A 17,123-nucleotide genomic window follows, 5' to 3' on the forward strand; every position below is an offset into this window, starting at 1 on the left:
TTCTGCTGGGGCAAGAACCCGGCGGGCTTTGTTTTTCTGATCTTCAGGGACGTTTCGTATGCGTATTGCCATGATCGGCACGGGCTACGTCGGGCTGGTGTCCGGGGCCTGTTTCTCCGAATTCGGCACCGAAGTGGTGTGTGTGGATAAGGACAGCAGCAAGATCGAACGGCTGCATCGCAACGAGATCCCGATTTACGAGCCGGGTCTGGATGATCTGGTGGCCCGCAATGTCGAGGCCGGACGCCTGAGCTTCACCACCGACCTGAAGGCGGCGGTGAAGGATGCCGATGCGGTGTTTATCGCCGTCGGCACGCCGACCCGCCGGGGCGGCGGCCATGCCGATCTGTCTTATGTCTATGCCGCTGCCCGCGAGATTGCCGAGGCGATCGAGGGCTACACCGTGATTGTCACCAAGTCGACCGTCCCGGTCGGCACCGGCCGCGAGGTGGAACGGGTGATCCGCGAAACCCGCCCTGATGCGGATTTCGATGTGGTGTCGAACCCGGAATTCCTGCGCGAAGGCTCGGCGATCGAGGATTTCATGCGGCCGGACCGCGTGGTGATCGGGGCGGAAACCGACCGCTCCCGCGAGGCGATGCGTCAGCTCTACCGCGCCCTGTTCCTGATCGAAACCCCGATCATGTTCACCTCGCTGGAAACCAGCGAGCTGACCAAGTATGCCGCCAACACCTTCCTGGCGATGAAGATCACCTTCATCAACGAGATCGCCGATCTGTGCGAGAAGGTTGGGGCCAACGTTCATGATGTCGCCAAGGGCATCGGGCTGGATGGCCGTATCGGCAAGAAGTTCCTGCACCCCGGTCCGGGCTACGGCGGGTCCTGCTTCCCGAAGGACACTATGGCGCTGGTGCAGACCGCGCAGGATGTCGGGGCGCCGCTGCGGATCATCGAGACCGTGGTTGACATCAACGCCAAACGCAAGCGTCAGATGGCTGACCGTATCATCGCCTTTGCCGGGGGCGATGTGGCGGGGAAGACCATTGCCGTGCTGGGCCTGACCTTTAAGCCCAACACCGATGACATGCGCGATTCCCCGTCGCTGGATATTGTCCCGGCCCTTCAGGCGGCCGGGGCGACGGTCCGCGCCTTTGATCCGGAAGGGATGCACGAGGCGGCCAGGCTGCTGCCGGGCGTGGTCTACTGCAAGGATGCCTACGAGGCGATGGACGGGGCCGATGTTGCGGCGCTGGTGACTGAATGGAACCAGTTCCGCAATCTCAACCTTGCCAAGGTGAAAGCCCTGCTGAAGGAACCGGCGCTGATTGACCTGCGCAACGTTTATTCGCCGCAGGATATGGCCGCAGCCGGGTTCCGTTACGAAAGCATCGGCCGTCCGGTCAAGCCGCGCTGATCCGGGCGTACGGATCGGGGCGCACAGATCCTTGCCTGTCTGATCTGCGGACGGGGGCCGGTCCGGGGACTCCGGTGGCCCCCGTTTGCCTGTCGCCTTTCTGCCGTGCCTCCGGCACCGCGATCTTTCCTTTTATCTCGTATTTCCATTAGGGTTATCAGGCCTGCCGCAGACGCAGGCCAAACCTTCGGGACACAGGAAACAGCCCATGCGTATCGTCGCCACCACTCCGTTTGACGGCCAGAAGCCGGGAACTTCCGGCCTGCGCAAGAAGGTCAAGGTGTTTGCCCAGCCGCACTATCTGGAAAACTTTGTGCAGGCGGTGTTTGATACTCTGGGGCCGGTTCCGGCGGGGGCGGTGCTGGTGGTCGGCGGCGATGGCCGCTACCATAACCGCACGGCGATCCAGACCATCCTGAAGATGGCGGCGGCCCATGGCTTCAGCCGGGCACTGGTCGGGCAGGGTGGTATTCTGTCCACTCCGGCGGCCTCCTGCATTATCCGCAAGTATCAGGCTTTTGGTGGGCTGATCCTGTCCGCCAGCCACAATCCGGGTGGCCCGGAGGAAGATTTCGGCATCAAGTACAACGCCGGGAACGGGGGACCCGCCCCGGAAGCCCTGACCGATGCGGTCTATGCCCGCACCCGCAGCCTGACTGAATACCGTCTGGTCGATGCCCCGGATGTGGATCTGGACACCCTCGGCGAAACGCAGGTCGACGGTCTGACCGTGCAGGTGATTGACCCGGTGGCTGATTATGCTGACCTGATGGAAAGCCTGTTTGATTTTGCGGCGATCCGCTCCCTGATCGCCGGGGGCTTCCGGCTGCGGTTTGATGCGATGCACGCCGTGACCGGCCCCTATGCCCGGGAAATTCTGGAAAAGCGGCTGGGGGCTCCCGCCGGGACCGTCATCAACGGTATGCCGCTGGAAGATTTTGGCGGCGGGCACCCGGACCCGAATCTGGTCTACGCCGAGGAGCTGGTGGCGGAGATGTTTGGCGCCAATGCCCCGGATTTCGGGGCGGCGTCTGACGGCGACGGCGACCGCAACATGGTGCTGGGCCGCAACTTCTTTGTCACCCCGTCGGACAGTCTGGCCGTGCTGGCGGCCAATGCCACCCTGTGCCCGGCCTACGCCAGGGGGATTGCCGGGGTGGCACGGTCGATGCCGACCTCCGGGGCGGCGGACCGGGTGGCTGCCCGGCTGGGGGTGCCGTGCTTCGAGACCCCGACCGGCTGGAAGTTCTTCGGCAATCTGCTGGATGCCGGGAAGGTCACCCTGTGTGGCGAGGAAAGCTTTGGCACCGGGTCTGATCACGTCCGCGAGAAAGACGGGCTGTGGGCGGTGCTGATGTGGCTGAACGTGCTGGCCAGCCGCAAGGACAGTGTTGAGGCGATTGTCCGTCACCACTGGGCGGAGTATGGGCGCAACTATTACTCCCGCCATGACTATGAAGGTGTCGACAGCGATGCCGCCAATGGCCTGATGGCGCATCTGCGGGCCGCCGCCCCCGGTCTGGCCGGAACGGTGCTGCGGGGCTACACCGTCGCCCTGTGTGATGATTTTGCTTATACCGATCCGGTGGACGGATCGGTCTCGACGGCGCAGGGCATCCGCGTCCTGTTCACCGACGGTTCGCGGGTGGTGTTCCGCCTGTCGGGGACCGGCACCAGCGGGGCGACGCTGCGCCTGTATGTTGAGCGTTATGAGGCCGATGCCACCCGGCATGACCAGCCGACGCAGGAGGCTCTGGCTGACCTGATCGCGCTGGCCGATGATGTGGCCGGTATTGTCGCCCGCACCGGTCGGGATGCCCCGACGGTGATCACCTGACCGGCCCGGCGTGACCGCGCATCAGTTCCATCCGACGATCCTGCGGGAATACGATATCCGCGGGATTGTCGGCCACACCCTGTTCCCGGCGGATGCCTATGCCATCGGCCGGGCGCTGGGCGTTCTGGCGGCCGAAACCGGGGAGAAGACCGCCGTGGTCGGCCGGGATGGCCGTCTGTCCAGCCCGGAGCTGGAAGCGGAGGTCGTGCGCGGCCTCATGGACAGTGGTTGTGCGGTGCGCCGGATTGGCTGTGGTCCGTCGCCGATGCTGTATTACGCCGCGACGGTTTCCGGCACGGCGGTGGCGGTGATGGTCACCGGATCGCATAATCCGCCGGACCATAACGGCTTCAAGATGATGCGGGCGGGAAAGCCGCTGTTTGGCGCTGAGATCCGCCGGATCGGGGCGCTGGCCGCCGCCGGATTTCCGGAGAACGCCAGCAGCGGGACGGTTTCAGACTGGCCGGTGTTTGCCGACTATACCGACCGTCTGGTACAGGACTGGGATGGCGGGGGGCGCCCCCTGACCGTGGTGTGGGATGCCGGGAACGGCGCGGCGGGGCAGGTGATGACCGCCCTTTCGGCGCGCTTGCCCGGACGGCATATCCTGCTGAACGCGACGATTAACGGCACGTTCCCGGCCCATCATCCCGATCCGACCGACCCGCACACGCTGGAACAGTTGATTGCGGTGGTGCGGGATGAGGGGGCTGATCTCGGCATTGCCTTTGACGGCGACGGTGACCGCATCGGCGTGGTCGATGGGCTGGGGCGGATCCTGTGGGGGGATCAGATCCTGCAAATTCTGGCCGAAGACGTCCTCCGTCAGCGGCCCGGGGCCACGGTGATTGCCGATGTCAAAGCCAGTCAGGCCCTGTTTGACGAAGTCCGCCGCATGGGCGGGCAGCCGGTGATGTGGAAGACCGGTCACTCCCTGATCAAGACCAAACTGGCGGAAACCGGGGCGGTGCTGGCCGGGGAGATGAGCGGGCATATCTTCTTTGCTGACCGCTGGTATGGCTTTGATGATGCCCTGTATGCGGCTGTCCGCTTTCTGGGGATCATCGCCCGGCTGTCGGAGCCGCTGACGGCGCGGTTTGACCGGATGCCGCGCTGGGTGAACACCCCGGAGCTGCGCTTTGACTGTCCGGATGAGCAGAAATTCGCGGTGATGACAGCGGTTCAGGCAGCGTTAGAGGCTGAAGGGGCGGAGATGTCGCTGGTCGATGGGGTGCGGGTCAGCACTCCCGATGGCTGGTGGCTGCTGCGGGCTTCCAACACCCAGGCGGTGCTGGTGGCGCGGGCGGAAGCCCCGGATCAGGCCGGGTTATCCCGCCTGATGGCGGCGCTGACTTCGGCGTTGGAGCGGGCCGGGGTGCGGGCGCCGGATCTGCCGGTCTGAGGCCAATCCTGCGTTGGCCTGCGGTTGAGAAATTACCGTGACGGTCTGATGCCGCTTCCTGTTTACGATGATGTCCTTGAGCGGGTGCCCTGAGACCAGGGTGCCCTGATAGCCGAGAGGACATGATGAAAATCAGTAACATCCCGTTCGCAACCGTGGACTGGCTACAGGTTGAGGCGACGATCCATCCGGGGGAACAGGGGTTTGCCCGCTGGCGAACCCGCCAGTTCGGCGAGATCCGCGTCCGGATGGTGGATTATTCGCCGGGCTACCTTGCTGACCATTGGTGCTCGAAGGGGCATGTGCTGTTTGTCATGGATGGCGAACTGGTGACGGAACTGGACGATGGCCGGGTGATCACGCTGGGGCCGGGGATGAGCTATCAGGTTGCTGATAACGCCGAGGCCCACCGCTCCCGTACGGAAACCGGAGCCCGGCTGTTCATCGTCGACTGATCCCGTTGTGTCAGCAAAAACCCCGGTGGATCCTCTCCGCCGGGGTTTTTGCTGTCAGGAGGGGTCGCTATCCTGCAAAATCCGCCGCAGCAGGGGGACGGTCACCGGGCGCTTTTCCGCCAGAGACAGCGCGTCGGCGGCGGCAACCGTGCGGTAGGCGGCTTCAAAGCTGCGGTCCATATGGCGCAGCAGATAGTCGATCACCTCGGCACCGATCTTGATCTGGCGGTCGGCAAACAGCTTGACCAACACCCCGGCAATCACCGGATCATCCGGCGAACCGATTTCCGCCACCGGGGCTGCCTGTAGGCGGCTGCGCAGATCCGGCAGGGCGATGTTCCAGCGGCTGGCCGGGGTGCGGGCGGTCAGCAGAATGAATTTCCCGGCATCGCGGGCGGCATTGTAAAGGTGGAACAGGCCGGTTTCGTCGCTGACCCGGTCGGCATCATCAATCACCACCGCCGGGGCGGTCAGCAGGAATGGCGGATCCAGCCGCAGGCCGGGATCGCCGGTGACAATGCAGGCTCCGCTGGCGGTGGCGAAGACATGGGCGAGGTGGGTCTTGCCACAGCCGGGCGGCCCCCACAGCAGCAGGGCCGGGGCGGGCCAGTCCGGCCAGCGGTCCAGCCAGCCGAGGGCCACGGCGCTGTGGTCGGCAACCAGAAAATCGTCCCGGCCCAAGGCCGGGCGATGGCCGAACGGCAGGGGAAGCTGAATTTGCGTCATCCTCCGGCGGCCTCCACACCGTCATCGTTTTCGGGGCCTTCATGCGTCTCTGGCGACCGGCCGCCGTGGTAGTAGGCGCTGTCCCGGTAGCGTTTCAGAAAATGCCGGACCAGAACCCCGATCACCGCCGCCACCGGCACCGCCAGCAGAATGCCGACAAAGCCGAACAGGGTGCCGCCGGACAGCAGGGCGAAGATCATCCACACCGGATGCAGGCCAACCCGTTCCCCCACCAGCCATGGTGACAGGAAATTGCCTTCAAGGAACTGCCCGCTGACAAACACCGCCCCGACCAGAACAATCGGCAGGGTGTCGGAAAACTGGGCCAGCGCCAGCCCCATCGACACCACAAAACCAAGGACGGTCCCGACATAGGGAATGAACGAGATCAGCCCCGCCGACAGCCCGACCACCAGCCCGAGATCCAGCCCGACCAGCGTCAGGCCGACGGCATAAAACGTGCCGAGGGCCAGACAGACCGTTGCCTGCCCACGGACAAATCCGGCCAGCACGCTGTCGGCCTCCGCTGCCAGCGTGCGGATGGTTCCGGCGTGGCGGCGCGGCAGCAGGGAGTCAATCTGGCTGACGATCCGGTCCCAGTCGCGCAGCAGGTAAAACGACACCACCGGGGCAATCACCAGCAGCGACAGCAGGTTAACCAGCGCCAGACCGCTGGTGAGCACCTTACCGATCAGCCCGAGGAACCATGAGGCCCCCTGACCGATCATGCCCTTGGCACTGTCGGTCAGGCTCTGGATCTGGGCCTTGGGCAGGATTTTTGCCGCCTGCGCCCACAGGGGGGCAATGCGGTCTTCGATCGCATGCAGATAATCCGGCACCCGGTGCAGGAAGCCGACCACCTGCGACTCGATGGCCGGAGCCAGAACCAGAAGCACCCCGGCGACCAGCAGCAGGAACAGGGCGGTGATGGTGGCGGTGGCCAGTGTGCGCGACAGCCCCCGCCGTTCCAGCACATCGGCAACCGGATCCAGAAAATAGGCGACTGCCGCCCCGGCAACGAACGGCAGCAGCACAGACCGCAGCAGATAAACCCCGATCAGGGTGCCGATGATGACCGATGCCCAGAACAGGGCGTGCCGTTCAATGCTCGGCAGGGGAGAGGGGAGCGGAGAGTCCGGGTCGGTCGGATCCGGTGAGGCGGGAGACGGGGCAGTCATGATCGGGGCACACCGGTTTGCTGGGGCCGTGGGGGCCGTGGAATATGGGGCGTATCGCCCTGTCAGGGCCGGAAAATGCTTCCGGCCCGGCAGCTTACTGGCAAACTCCGGGCCGGAAAAGCATCTTGGGCCTGTGGTGGCCGGTTACTGGATCACCACGGTTGGCGGCTGGCCGGGAGCGGCACTTTGCCCGGCGGCAGGCGGTACCCCCTTGCTCAGCACCCAGTGCCCGGTGCCGTCATCGGCCAGCGTCAGGCCATTCTGGGCCATGGCCTGAACCAGATCGGATGCGGCCCCCCGGTGGGTCAGGGAAATCATCGCCTCGCGGCTGCTCAGGCTTTGCAGGGTCCAGCTGCTGACCACCTGCTGTGACAGGGCCTGACGGACGCTCAGCCAGTCGGGAAGGCCGCCGGGCAGGGGCACGGTGATGGACATGCTGCCCGACCCGACCAGCGACACCGCCGATCCGGCCTGAGACCGCCACTGGCCATCCAGCCAGTCGGCAATGGCATCGCTGGCGGCATCAAGGGCGGCGGTCAGGCTGCTGCTGGTCGGGGCCGGGACCCCGTTCAGCGGCTGGAACTGTCCGCCCGGCCGGGCGAGGGACAGGTCGATGCGGCGGTTGGCGCCGTCGCCGGTCAGCACCGCTTTCACCACCACCGCATCTTCGGTGTGGTAACGGCGCATCAGGGTGGTCAGCCCGGCCTGATCCAGCGCCAGCGCCTTGGTGGCATCAAGGGCGGCACTATCACTGAGGTCGCCTGACGGAACGATCAGCGGGGTCAGGCCGGAGCGCGGGCGCCCCGACCACACGGTCTTCCACGGGCTGCGGTCGTCAAACAGCTGCGGCGGGGCATCCGGGGCCGCCTGAAAGATCGGCAGCACCACCATCGGTCTGGCCGGGGTGTCAAACACCGGCAGACCGGCGGCCTGCAACCGCTTTTTGGCGGTATCGGGGAAGAAGCTGACACTGATGGTGCCAAAATAGCGGACGGAGGAGGTCTTTTCAGTCTCCACAGCCACACCCAGCACCAGCGAGGGCAGTTCGGCATCTGTCGGCAGACTTACGGAGTCGCGGGCTGCCGGGCCGGACAGGCGGGCTGCCAGCTGCCGGAAGGCGGCTTTCTGGCCGTCCGCCACCGCCCGTTCCCGGGCCTGCACCGCATTTCCGGCGGTGGCATCCACCGGGACTCCGGTGATGGTGTAAACGCCCATCAGATCGGCGGAAGCACTGGCGGACGCCGCCAGCGCCGGGGTCTGGGCCTGTGCCGCCGGGCCGTCCACCGCGACGGAGAGCGCGGAAACTGCGACAAAAATGCCTGCCAGCGCAGCCATCCGGCGCGGAGACATGGCAACGGGCGTTGCAATGCCGGAGCGTTGCAGTATGTTCCCACCCGAGAAGGCCATGCCTCCCATCTTCAAATCACCGAACCAGCGCGAGGGCGCCATTGTCTACTCCTTCCAAGACCACCGGACTTAGCTACAAGGATGCTGGCGTTGACATTGACGCCGGAAACGCTCTTGTGCAAGCCATCAAGCCGCTCGCCAAAGCAACCGCCCGCTCCGGGGCCGATTCGGCCCTCGGGGGGTTCGGCGGTCTGTTCGACCTGAAGGCGGCGGGTTTCAAAGACCCGATTCTGTGCGCCGCCAACGATGGCGTCGGCACCAAGCTGAAAGTGGCGATTGATGCCAACCGCCACGATACCGTTGGTATCGACCTGGTGGCGATGTGTGTCAATGATCTGGTGGTGCAGGGGGCGGAACCGCTGTTCTTCCTCGACTACTTTGCCACCGGCAAGCTGGATGTGGCGCAGGCGCGCGACGTGATCGCCGGGATCAGCGAAGGCTGCCTTCAGGCGGGCTGCGCCCTGATCGGCGGCGAAACCGCTGAAATGCCGGGCATGTACAAGTCCGGGGATTACGATCTGGCCGGGTTTGCCGTCGGGGCTGCCGAGCGCGGCGAAATGATCGACGGCACCACCTGTGCCGCCGGTGACGTGCTGATCGGTCTGGCCTCCACCGGGGTGCACTCCAACGGCTATTCGCTGGTGCGCCGCATCGTGGAGCGGTCCGGGCTGTCCTATGAGGCTCCGGCCCCGTTCGCCCCGGAAAAGTCGCTGGGCGAAGCCCTGCTGACCCCGACCCGGATTTATGTGAAGAGCTGTCTGGCCGCGATCCGCGCCGGTCACGTCAAGGCGCTGGCCCACATCACCGGCGGTGGCTACACGGAAAACATTCCGCGTGTGCTGCCGGATGCGATTGCCGCTGATCTCGACGTGGCGGCGCTGCCGCTGCCGCCGGTGTTCCGCTGGCTGGCCGAAACCGGTGGCATCTCTGCCCCGGAAATGGCCCGCACCTTCAACTGCGGCATCGGTATGGTCGTCGTGGTTCCGGCCGACCGGGCCGAAGCCGCACTGGCGGTGTTCGCCGAACATGGGGAAACCGCCCGGGTGATTGGCCGTCTGGCGGACCGCAACGATGGCGAGGCGGTCCGGATGGACGGTCTGGCCGGGGCGTGGGGTCTCTGATGACGGATCGGAAACTGCGGGTCGGGGTTCTGGCGTCGGGGCGGGGATCCAATCTTCAGGCCCTGATTGATGCCTGTGCCGACCCGTCGTTCCCGGTCGAGATCGTCCATGTCCTGTCGAACAGTGCCGGGGCCTATGCGCTGGAACGGGCGGAACAGGCCGGGATCCCGACCTCGCTGATCCGGCATAAGGACTATCCGAGCCGGGAAGCGTTTGACGCTGCCGTCGATGCCCGCCTGCGCGATGCCGGGGTGGGTTTCGTCTGTCTGGCCGGGTTCATGCGCCTGCTGTCAGAAGGCTTTGTCCGGGGATGGGAGGGGCGGATGATCAACATCCACCCGTCGCTGCTGCCGTCCTTCAAGGGGCTGCATACCCATGAACAGGCCCTGACCGCCGGGGTGAAACTGCACGGCTGTACCGTGCATTTCGTCCGCCCGGCGCTGGATGACGGCCCGATTCTGGCGCAGGCGGCGGTGCCGGTTCTGCCGGAAGATACCCCGGACACGCTGGCGGCCCGGGTGCTGGAGCAGGAACACCGGCTGTATCCGCTGGCCCTGCGGCTGATCGCCGAAGGAAAAGCGGTGATCGACGGCGACATCGTCCGCATCACCGGTGCTGCTGCCGGTGGGGCGCTGGCCAATCCGTTGCCGCAGTAACGGCCGGTTCCTTTCAGATGTGATACAGGCCCTGCCGGAAGACCTCCGGCAGGGCCTGCTGTTTTTTCAGGGCGCTCCCGCTCAGGCACTGCTGCGGGCGAAGGCCCAGTACAGTTCCCGCGCCTTGCGGTACAGCGGGCCGATGGCGTAGCCCCGGTCCTCAACCCGCAGGCAGGGCTGGACCTTGGCATAGTTGCCGGTGGAGAACACTTCGTCGGCCTGAAGCACCTCGGTGAAGGTGACAGAGCGTTCCTGCACCTCAACCCCGACCTGCCGGAACAGGGTGATGATGCGCTGACGGGTCAGACCGTTCAGGAAGGTCCCGTTCGGTACCGGAGTGTGGACGACGCCGTTCTTGGTGAAGAACAGGTTGGTATAGGCAAACTCCGCCACGTTACCCGACGGGTCCGGCACCACGGCGGTGTCGAAGCCCTTGTTGTGGGCTTCCACCACGCAGCGGGTGACGTTGGGGTACAGGCAGGCCGCTTTGGCTTCGGTCGGGGCCATGTCGCGGGCCGGGCGGCGGAAGCTGGACAGGCAGGCGGAGAATCCGGCGTCCTCCGGCGGCATCGGCGCATCAAACAGGCACAGGGCAAAGCGGGTGGAGGCCGGATTGGGGACCAGCATCCCGTCTTCGCCCCAGAACACCGGCTTGATGTACAGGGTGCTGTCCAGCCCGCAGCGGCGGATCCCTTCCCACGCCAGCTCGGCGATTTCGGCTCCGGTCAGCATCGGTTGCAGGCCGAGAACACGGGCGGAGCGCACGGCGCGCTCGCAGTGCAGCAGCAGGTCCGGGGCCATTCCTTCAAAATAGCGGGCTCCGTCAAAGACCGACGAGCCAAGCCAGACGGCGTGGCTGTGCGGACCCAGCAGGCCGGGGTTGCCAAGATGCCAATGACCGTCGGCATAGACAAGCAGCGGCGCGGAGGAAGGGGAAACACCGGACATCGGACACCTGCCTTGCTGGATTTTTTGGATGTGGCCGGGTCAGCGGATGAACCGGGAAACCACATCGGAGAGGAGAGGTTTCAGGATAAGCAGGGCGGCTGCCCTTTGTCCAATCCTGCTGAAGAACCAGTCCTTTCTGAGCCGGATGTTTTCCGGCCCCTGTCTGTTCGCCGGGGCTTTCGGGATGGGGTGAAAAGGCAGACGCCCCGCACAGGGCGGGGCGTCTGACGGCAGTCTCAGAAGCGGGTAAGATCAGCCCTTACGGCGCATGCTCAGCCGTTCCGCCGCATCCAGAACCGTCTTCACGGCACGGTCAGAGTCATCGACCATCGCCCGCAGATCGGTGATGTAGCGCTTCATGGTGTTCGCCACAGTGCGGAATTCCGGCTCGTAACGCCCGGCACCGGCCGCCTCGATGGCGATGTTGGTGGCGATCCCGTTGGACTGTTCGGCAATCCGGCGGATGGTCTGGGCGTGAACGGAAATCTGCTTGGCATGTTCGGCCAGCGATCCGACAACATCATCGTCAGTATCGCTTTCGGCGCTGGCACCCTTGGCCAGTTCCTGCGCCTTGCCCTGAAGGGAATGCATGTCTTCCTGCACCCGGTTCAGCTGGCTGACCAGCTGGCGGGTGTACTGGGTCAGGGCGCGCACCGCGACCCCGGCAGTCCCGGCGCGGCCGGCGGCCAGTTCGGCGTTCAGCGACAGGATCCGCATGTCTTCCGACAGTTCCCGCAGCCGGACAAACGCATGAAGGGCGGTGTCGCACTGGGTAAACATGTCGGCGACAGCACTGTCAAAGCGGGACTGTGCGGTGGTCGAAACGGCCTGCGCAGTCATTACAGTGTCTTGAGTGTCATGCATTCCAGTACCACCCCAGTTTTTTTGATGGCGGCCGCCGGAGACGGATCTGTCCCGATCGGCAGGCTTTACAGTTGGCCAAGCGTTCTGTGGCAGGCAGCTCCGTCGGTAAACCGGTCTTTCTGACCGGATGCCGCAGCCCTTCCCTATGGGTCGGATAACCCCTGCTTCATGAAGAATAATCTGCCGCCATGGCAACGCAACACAAATGACAGGGCAAGCCGATGAATCTTTGCCGACTGGTTCTTCCGGCTCAGTCCCGTGCCCGCCTGTCTGCTCTCCCCGCCTGTCTGCTCTCATTATGAACGTTTGCCCTCAGCTCTCATTGTGAACGTTTGATTGACCGGGGTGTGGGACAAAGGTAATCAGAGAGATACGCGCCGAGCGCGGCCCAGAATGTGTTCCGCAGGAAGACCGGTCTCCCGGAGTCCGCCGGAATGCCGGAGAAGCCGCCGGGCCACAGGGGAAGAACGGGTGCCGGAGCGCCGATGACATCACAGACGGATACTCCGGCGGAGACCCCGGAAACGGACGGCTCCGACGGACAGACTGCCGGGGCTCCCGGCGGGTCAGGGCGCCGTTCCGGACCGGCCATGCGCAGCTGGCGGTCCCTGTTCCGCGATATTCTGGCTCTGGCCGGTCCTTACTGGCGGTCCCGCGACCGCTGGAAAGCCATTGGCTGGACCGTGGCGCTGGTGATTCTGACCATCGGGCAGGTTTCCGTTCCGGTGGCCCTGAATGTGTGGAGTGAACGCCTGTTTGATGCGCTGGAGCAGCGGGCGTTCCCGATGTTCATGACCCTGATCGGAGCGCTGCTGGTGATTATCGGCGGCAATGTGATGATCGTTGCCGTTCACCTGCGCACCAAGCGCCGCCTTCAGGTGGCTTGGCGCGGCTGGCTGTCGCGGCGGTTGCTGGATGAATGGATGGCCGCAGGCCGCCATTATCAGGCCACCCTGATTGAAGGGGAGCATGACAACCCCGATGGCCGCATTGCCGAAGATATCCGCATTGCCACGGAATATGCGGTCGATCTGGCCCATTCCCTGCTGTATGCGGTGCTGATCCTGATCAGCTTCACGCAAATTCTGTGGACCCTGTCGGGATCGCCGGAGATTACCCTGTTTGGTGTTGATCTCTATCTGCCGGGGCATCTGGTCTGGGTGGCGCTGATCTATGCGACCATCGGCACCTCGGTGGCGTTCTTTCTGGGCCGGCCGCTGGTGCGGGCGGTCAACCGCCGTCAGACCGATGAGGCGAATTTCCGCTTCGGTCTGGTCCACGCCCGGGAAAATTCGCTGGCGATTGCCGTTCTGCATGGCGAACCGGATGAGCGCCGCCGCCTGAACCTTCTGTTCCGGGGGGTATCGCGGGCGTGGGACCGTCAGACCGGGGCGCTGACCAATATTTTCTTCTTCACCGCCAGCTGGTCGGTGTTATCGCAGGTGTTTCCGGTGCTTATCGCGGCCCCGCGCTATATCTCCGGGGCGATTACCCTCGGCGGGTTGATGCAGACGGCGCAGGCGTTCCAGCAGATGATCGCCGCGCTGTCATGGCCGATCGATAACCTGTCGAAAGTGGCGGAATGGCGGGCATCGGTGGAGCGTGTGCTGGGCCTGCACGATGCCATGCTGGCGCTGTCGCGCCGCAATATGGTGTCGGAGGGTCCGACCATTGCCCTGCGGCGGACGTCTGATCCGGTGTTCGGGTTCTCCCGGCTTCAGGTTCTGGAGCCGGACGGGACGCTGGTGATCGCCCCCTTTGACGGGCAGATCTCCGCAGGCCAGAAAATGCTGATCACCGGCGACCCGGCGATGGTCAACAAGCTGTTCAAGGTGGTTGCCCGCCTGTGGCCGTGGGGCAGCGGGCGTCTGGATCTGCCGCAGCGGGAAGACCTGTTCTTCATGCCGCAGCGCCCCTATCTGCCGATCGGCGATCTGCGGGCGGTGGTCTGTTACCCGATGCCGCCGGAGCATTATGGCGATGAACAGATCGTTGCCGTGCTGAAGCGGGTGGGGCTGGAGGATCTGATCCCGTCTCTGGAGGCCGAGGCAACGTGGGAAAACGTGCTGCCGGTGGGGGATCAGCAGCGCCTTGGGTTTGCCCGTCTACTGCTGACCCAGCCGCGCTGGATCTGCCTGCAGGATGCCACCGATGGCCTGATCCCGGAAGATGAGCACGCCATGTTGCGGATCTTACAGCGCGATTTTGCTTCCGCCGGAATTCTGATCATGGGGCGGCCGGTGCCGTTTGATGGCGGTTTCGACCGGATCCTGACTATCAGCCGGGTCAACAGCCATGCAGAGGTGGCGGAGACCCCGGTGGTGCAGACGGTGCCGTTCGGGCAATAAGCCCTGAAAAGCAGACGGCCCCGCACAGGCGGGGCCGGGGGATCTGCCGGAAGGGAGCGGAGCCCTTAACTGTTCCGGATATTGGTGATAAAGCCGTCCACTTCCTGCCGCAGGATCTCGGACTGACGGTTGACGTCCGCAGCGGCGGAGGACACCTGTTCAGCCGCAGCCCCGGTTTCCGAGGCGGCCTGCGTCACCCCCTGAATGTGCTGTGTCACCTCCGACGTTCCCGCTGAGGCCTGCTGGGTGTTGCGGGCGATTTCCAGCGTGGCGGCGTTCTGCTGCTCGACGGCGGCGGCAATCACCGCCGACACCTCGCTCATCGACCGGACGGCGACGGCAATCGAATCAATCATCTGCACGGCGGTGCGGGTCTGGTCCTGCACTCCGGCAATCTGGCGGGCGATTTCCTCGGTGGCGGAGGCAGTTTGGTTGGCCAGCGCCTTCACCTCGTTGGCAACCACGGCAAACCCTTTCCCGGCGTCTCCGGCGCGGGCGGCTTCGATGGTAGCGTTCAGGGCCAGCAGGTTGGTCTGACCGGCAATGGTGCCGATCAGGGTCAGCACTTCTCCGATGCTTTCCGAGGTGCGGACCATTGCCTGCACCATGTCCTGCGCATCCTGTGCCTGCCGGGTGGCGTTATCGGCCGCCAGCCGCGACTGCTCCACCTGCCGGGCGATTTCGCCGATCGAGGCTGACAGCTCTTCAGCCCCGGCGGCGACGGTCTGCACATTGGCCGAGGCTTCCTCGGTGGCGGCGGCAACGGCGGCGGACTGGCTCTGGGTCTGGGCGGCCATCCCGCTGAGGGCGGTGGCCTGTCCGTTCATCAGTGCGGCGGCATCGCTGACGGTATCCACCACGCTGCGGACCTTGGCCTCGAAGGCATCGGCGAGGGCGTGCATATCCGCTTTCCGCTGCTGTTCCGCCCGGGCCTTGTTGCTTTCTTCCTCGGCCTTCAGGCGTTCCACCTGCTGCATGTTCTCCTTGAACACCTGCATGGAGGCCGCCATGTCACCGATTTCATCGCGGCGGCTGCGGTCGGGGATTGCGGTCTCCAGAGCGCCGGTGGCCAGCGCGTTCATCGCCCCGGTCATCCGCACCAGCGGCCGGGTGATCGACAGCGAGAACAGAACGCCGATGCCGACCACCAGCAGGCCGATCAGGCCGCCGGACAGGGTCAGGGTCCGGCGCATCGCCATCACCGGTTCAAGGATCTCATCATGGGCAATTTCCGCGATCACCGCATAGGTGGTGCCCAGCACCGACAGCGGGGCATAGGCGGCGATCACCTCGGTTCCGGCGGCATTTTCGGCAGTGGTCATGCCGTTGTGCCCGGCAAGAGCTTCGGTGACGGCCTTGTTTTCCACCATCCGGCTCAGGATCTGCGGTTCCTTGGAGAACCGGCTTTCGCTGCGCATTTTGTGGTCGGCGCCGACCAGATAGATGTCCCCGGTTTCCCCCATGCCGGAGGCACTGCGCAGGACGCTTTCCACTGTTGCGGCAGGCACGGCAAACACGAGGGCACCGAGGAATTCCCCGAAACCGTCAATCACCGGGGCGCCGACAAAGGCCATCGGTGCCCCTTTGGCGGGGGCATACAGGGTGAAGTCGGTATAGGAAACCTCCCCGGTTTTCGGGTTGGCCTCAATCTCCTTGAACAGGCTGGCGAGGGCCGAGGTGCTGGCCGGGCCTGCCTTCAGGGAGGTGGCGTAGTCCGCCCCCTTGATGACGCTGTAAACAATGGTGCCGTTGGGATCAATCAGCAGGATGTCAGCATAGCCACGTTCGGTACGGGCATGGCGGTACCATGGGTGCCATTTATCATGCGCCATGGAGTAGGACGAGCCATCGCTGGCTTTGTTCAGCTTTTCCTTCTCGCCGTCGGCGTTGGGGTTTTTGGTCACATACAGCCCGCGCAGGGTTTCCCCCGGATTGGACCCGACGCTGGAGAAGCTTTCCGACATTTCCAGCAGGGCGTTGGCAATCGCCGGATTGGTTGACAGCAGGACGGCGTCATCGTGGATGCCGTCAAGGGTGTCATCCAGTGCCCGGACGATGGTGTTCAGCTGGCCGCTCAGGCGCAAATCGGCCTGCCGGGCCAGTTCCGCCGACTGCTGGAGATAAGCGACGACGCTGGTGACAATCACGGCGATCAGGGTCAGCAGGCTGATCAGGCCCGGTAGGCGGGTGGAAATGCGGGTCAGGGTCATGCGCGGGGTTCCGTAATCATTCCTGTCGTCGATCCAGAGTGACTTATTCAGACGTGGGCCTGAGCAGGCCCGTATCCTTTCTCCCTGCCGTGGCCTTAATTCGGCCTGTCTGTCGTGGGTTTTGCAAGAAACCCTAATGTGACAGTTCTGTTTGTCGGCACTGTATGCCTTACGCCAATCCCGGGCCAAACGGGGCCGGGAAGAAGAAGAAATACCCCAGTGCATTCGTATACCTTCCGGCAGCGTCTCTGCTACTGCCGTATAGGTCAGGGTGTTACCGGGGCTGCGGCGCCGGGTGGGGTGATCTGACGGTAACAGCCTGATCAGACTGTGGCCCTTCACATCTCCGGGAGCGGTAAGAAGAATGTCCGGGGTTCCGCAATTGTTCTCGGCGATCCATCGCCGCTCTTGCCATCGGCGGGGCGATGCTGCCATAGTGCAGCGCTTTTTCCGGGACCCGGTCTGATGATCTCCCACAGCGCCGCCCGTACAGGGTGGGGCGGGAGTGCGTTGCGCCGGGTTTCTCCGTTCGGGATGCGGGGCTTCCTGCCCCGGTTCCGATGCCGGAATTTCTGAAACTTCTGCCCTCCGTCGGC

Annotated in this window: 13 protein-coding genes; 7 read left to right on the forward strand and 6 right to left on the reverse strand. The window is 64.7% G+C overall.

What is annotated here, in order from left to right; genetic code table 11:
* Positions 1-58 precede the first annotated feature (58 nt).
* From FHS48_RS16390 to FHS48_RS16405, 4 genes are all read left to right on the forward strand, one after another.
* Positions 59-1,375, forward strand: a complete 1,317-nt coding sequence (locus tag FHS48_RS16390; protein WP_184264997.1) for a UDP-glucose dehydrogenase family protein — start codon at positions 59-61, stop codon at positions 1,373-1,375.
* A 208-nt stretch (positions 1,376-1,583) separates the two neighbouring features.
* A complete protein-coding gene (locus tag FHS48_RS16395) occupies positions 1,584-3,212 on the forward strand; it encodes an alpha-D-glucose phosphate-specific phosphoglucomutase (protein ID WP_184264999.1) in 1,629 nt (542 codons plus the stop codon).
* A 10-nt stretch (positions 3,213-3,222) separates the two neighbouring features.
* Positions 3,223-4,614, forward strand: coding sequence for a phosphoglucomutase/phosphomannomutase PgmG (gene pgmG, locus FHS48_RS16400; RefSeq protein WP_184265001.1), 1,392 nt, complete (start codon positions 3,223-3,225; stop codon positions 4,612-4,614).
* Between the two features lie 125 nt (positions 4,615-4,739).
* Positions 4,740-5,069, forward strand: a complete 330-nt coding sequence (locus FHS48_RS16405; protein WP_184265082.1) for a DHCW motif cupin fold protein — start codon at positions 4,740-4,742, stop codon at positions 5,067-5,069.
* Between the two features lie 54 nt (positions 5,070-5,123).
* Here the strand turns inward: FHS48_RS16405 and FHS48_RS16410 are convergent, their stop codons facing one another.
* The 3 genes from FHS48_RS16410 to FHS48_RS16420 form a co-directional block, all read right to left on the reverse strand.
* Positions 5,124-5,795 (reverse strand): HdaA/DnaA family protein, encoded by a 672-nt coding sequence (locus FHS48_RS16410; protein ID WP_184265003.1) that lies wholly within the window; start codon positions 5,793-5,795, stop codon positions 5,124-5,126.
* Positions 5,792-6,973 (reverse strand): AI-2E family transporter, encoded by a 1,182-nt coding sequence (locus FHS48_RS16415; protein ID WP_260402534.1) that lies wholly within the window; start codon positions 6,971-6,973, stop codon positions 5,792-5,794. The genes FHS48_RS16410 and FHS48_RS16415 overlap by 4 nt, the downstream gene beginning before the upstream one ends.
* Positions 6,974-7,117: 144 nt before the next feature.
* The gene (locus FHS48_RS16420) at positions 7,118-8,422 is read right to left on the reverse strand and encodes a DUF2066 domain-containing protein (RefSeq protein WP_184265006.1); all 1,305 of its coding nucleotides are present in this window, start codon (positions 8,420-8,422) and stop codon (positions 7,118-7,120) included.
* On the opposite strand from FHS48_RS16420, the gene purM reads away from it, so the two are divergent.
* Both purM and purN read left to right on the forward strand, forming a co-directional pair.
* A complete protein-coding gene (purM, locus tag FHS48_RS16425) occupies positions 8,422-9,501 on the forward strand; it encodes a phosphoribosylformylglycinamidine cyclo-ligase (RefSeq protein WP_184265008.1) in 1,080 nt (359 codons plus the stop codon). The two genes, FHS48_RS16420 and purM, sit on opposite strands and share 1 nt — an antisense overlap.
* The gene (purN, locus tag FHS48_RS16430; RefSeq protein ID WP_184265009.1) at positions 9,501-10,157 is read left to right on the forward strand and encodes a phosphoribosylglycinamide formyltransferase; all 657 of its coding nucleotides are present in this window, start codon (positions 9,501-9,503) and stop codon (positions 10,155-10,157) included. The genes purM and purN overlap by 1 nt, the downstream gene beginning before the upstream one ends.
* An 81-nt stretch (positions 10,158-10,238) precedes the next feature.
* Here purN and FHS48_RS16435 read toward each other — a convergent pair whose 3' ends face one another.
* Both FHS48_RS16435 and FHS48_RS16440 read right to left on the reverse strand, forming a co-directional pair.
* Positions 10,239-11,105: a branched-chain amino acid aminotransferase gene (locus tag FHS48_RS16435; protein ID WP_184265011.1), complete on the reverse strand. Its 867-nt coding sequence runs from the start codon at positions 11,103-11,105 to the stop codon at positions 10,239-10,241.
* Between the two features lie 252 nt (positions 11,106-11,357).
* Entirely contained in the window at positions 11,358-11,945 is a 588-nt protein-coding gene (locus FHS48_RS16440) for a methyl-accepting chemotaxis domain-containing protein (protein WP_184265013.1), read from the reverse strand.
* Between the two features lie 509 nt (positions 11,946-12,454).
* Between FHS48_RS16440 and FHS48_RS16445 the strand changes: the two genes are divergently transcribed.
* A complete protein-coding gene (locus FHS48_RS16445) occupies positions 12,455-14,317 on the forward strand; it encodes an ABC transporter ATP-binding protein/permease (protein ID WP_184265015.1) in 1,863 nt (620 codons plus the stop codon).
* A 65-nt stretch (positions 14,318-14,382) separates the two neighbouring features.
* Here the strand turns inward: FHS48_RS16445 and FHS48_RS16450 are convergent, their stop codons facing one another.
* Positions 14,383-16,527 carry a methyl-accepting chemotaxis protein gene (locus FHS48_RS16450; protein WP_184265017.1) on the reverse strand — a complete coding sequence of 715 codons (2,145 nt, stop codon included), beginning with the start codon at positions 16,525-16,527 and terminating at the stop codon, positions 14,383-14,385.
* Between the last annotated feature and the right edge of the window lie 596 nt (positions 16,528-17,123).

Origin of the sequence: Novispirillum itersonii (genome assembly GCF_014205675.1) — a bacterium.
Lineage (GTDB): Bacteria > Pseudomonadota > Alphaproteobacteria > Rhodospirillales > Rhodospirillaceae > Novispirillum > Novispirillum itersonii_A.

Bases quoted from the DNA above. Each gene is read 5' to 3' on its own strand.
- purN (WP_184265009.1), top strand. From the start codon at position 9,501: ATGACGGATCGGAAACTGCGGGTCGGGGTTCTGGCGTCGGGGCGGGGA.
- FHS48_RS16435 (WP_184265011.1), bottom strand. From the start codon at position 11,105: ATGTCCGGTGTTTCCCCTTCCTCCGCGCCGCTGCTTGTCTATGCCGAC.
- FHS48_RS16420 (WP_184265006.1), bottom strand. From the start codon at position 8,422: ATGGCGCCCTCGCGCTGGTTCGGTGATTTGAAGATGGGAGGCATGGCC.
- FHS48_RS16415 (WP_260402534.1), bottom strand. From the start codon at position 6,973: ATGACTGCCCCGTCTCCCGCCTCACCGGATCCGACCGACCCGGACTCT.
- FHS48_RS16390 (WP_184264997.1), top strand. From the start codon at position 59: ATGCGTATTGCCATGATCGGCACGGGCTACGTCGGGCTGGTGTCCGGG.
- FHS48_RS16395 (WP_184264999.1), top strand. From the start codon at position 1,584: ATGCGTATCGTCGCCACCACTCCGTTTGACGGCCAGAAGCCGGGAACT.
- FHS48_RS16445 (WP_184265015.1), top strand. From the start codon at position 12,455: ATGACATCACAGACGGATACTCCGGCGGAGACCCCGGAAACGGACGGC.
- FHS48_RS16440 (WP_184265013.1), bottom strand. From the start codon at position 11,945: ATGACTGCGCAGGCCGTTTCGACCACCGCACAGTCCCGCTTTGACAGT.
- FHS48_RS16450 (WP_184265017.1), bottom strand. From the start codon at position 16,527: ATGACCCTGACCCGCATTTCCACCCGCCTACCGGGCCTGATCAGCCTG.
- FHS48_RS16405 (WP_184265082.1), top strand. From the start codon at position 4,740: ATGAAAATCAGTAACATCCCGTTCGCAACCGTGGACTGGCTACAGGTT.
- FHS48_RS16410 (WP_184265003.1), bottom strand. From the start codon at position 5,795: ATGACGCAAATTCAGCTTCCCCTGCCGTTCGGCCATCGCCCGGCCTTG.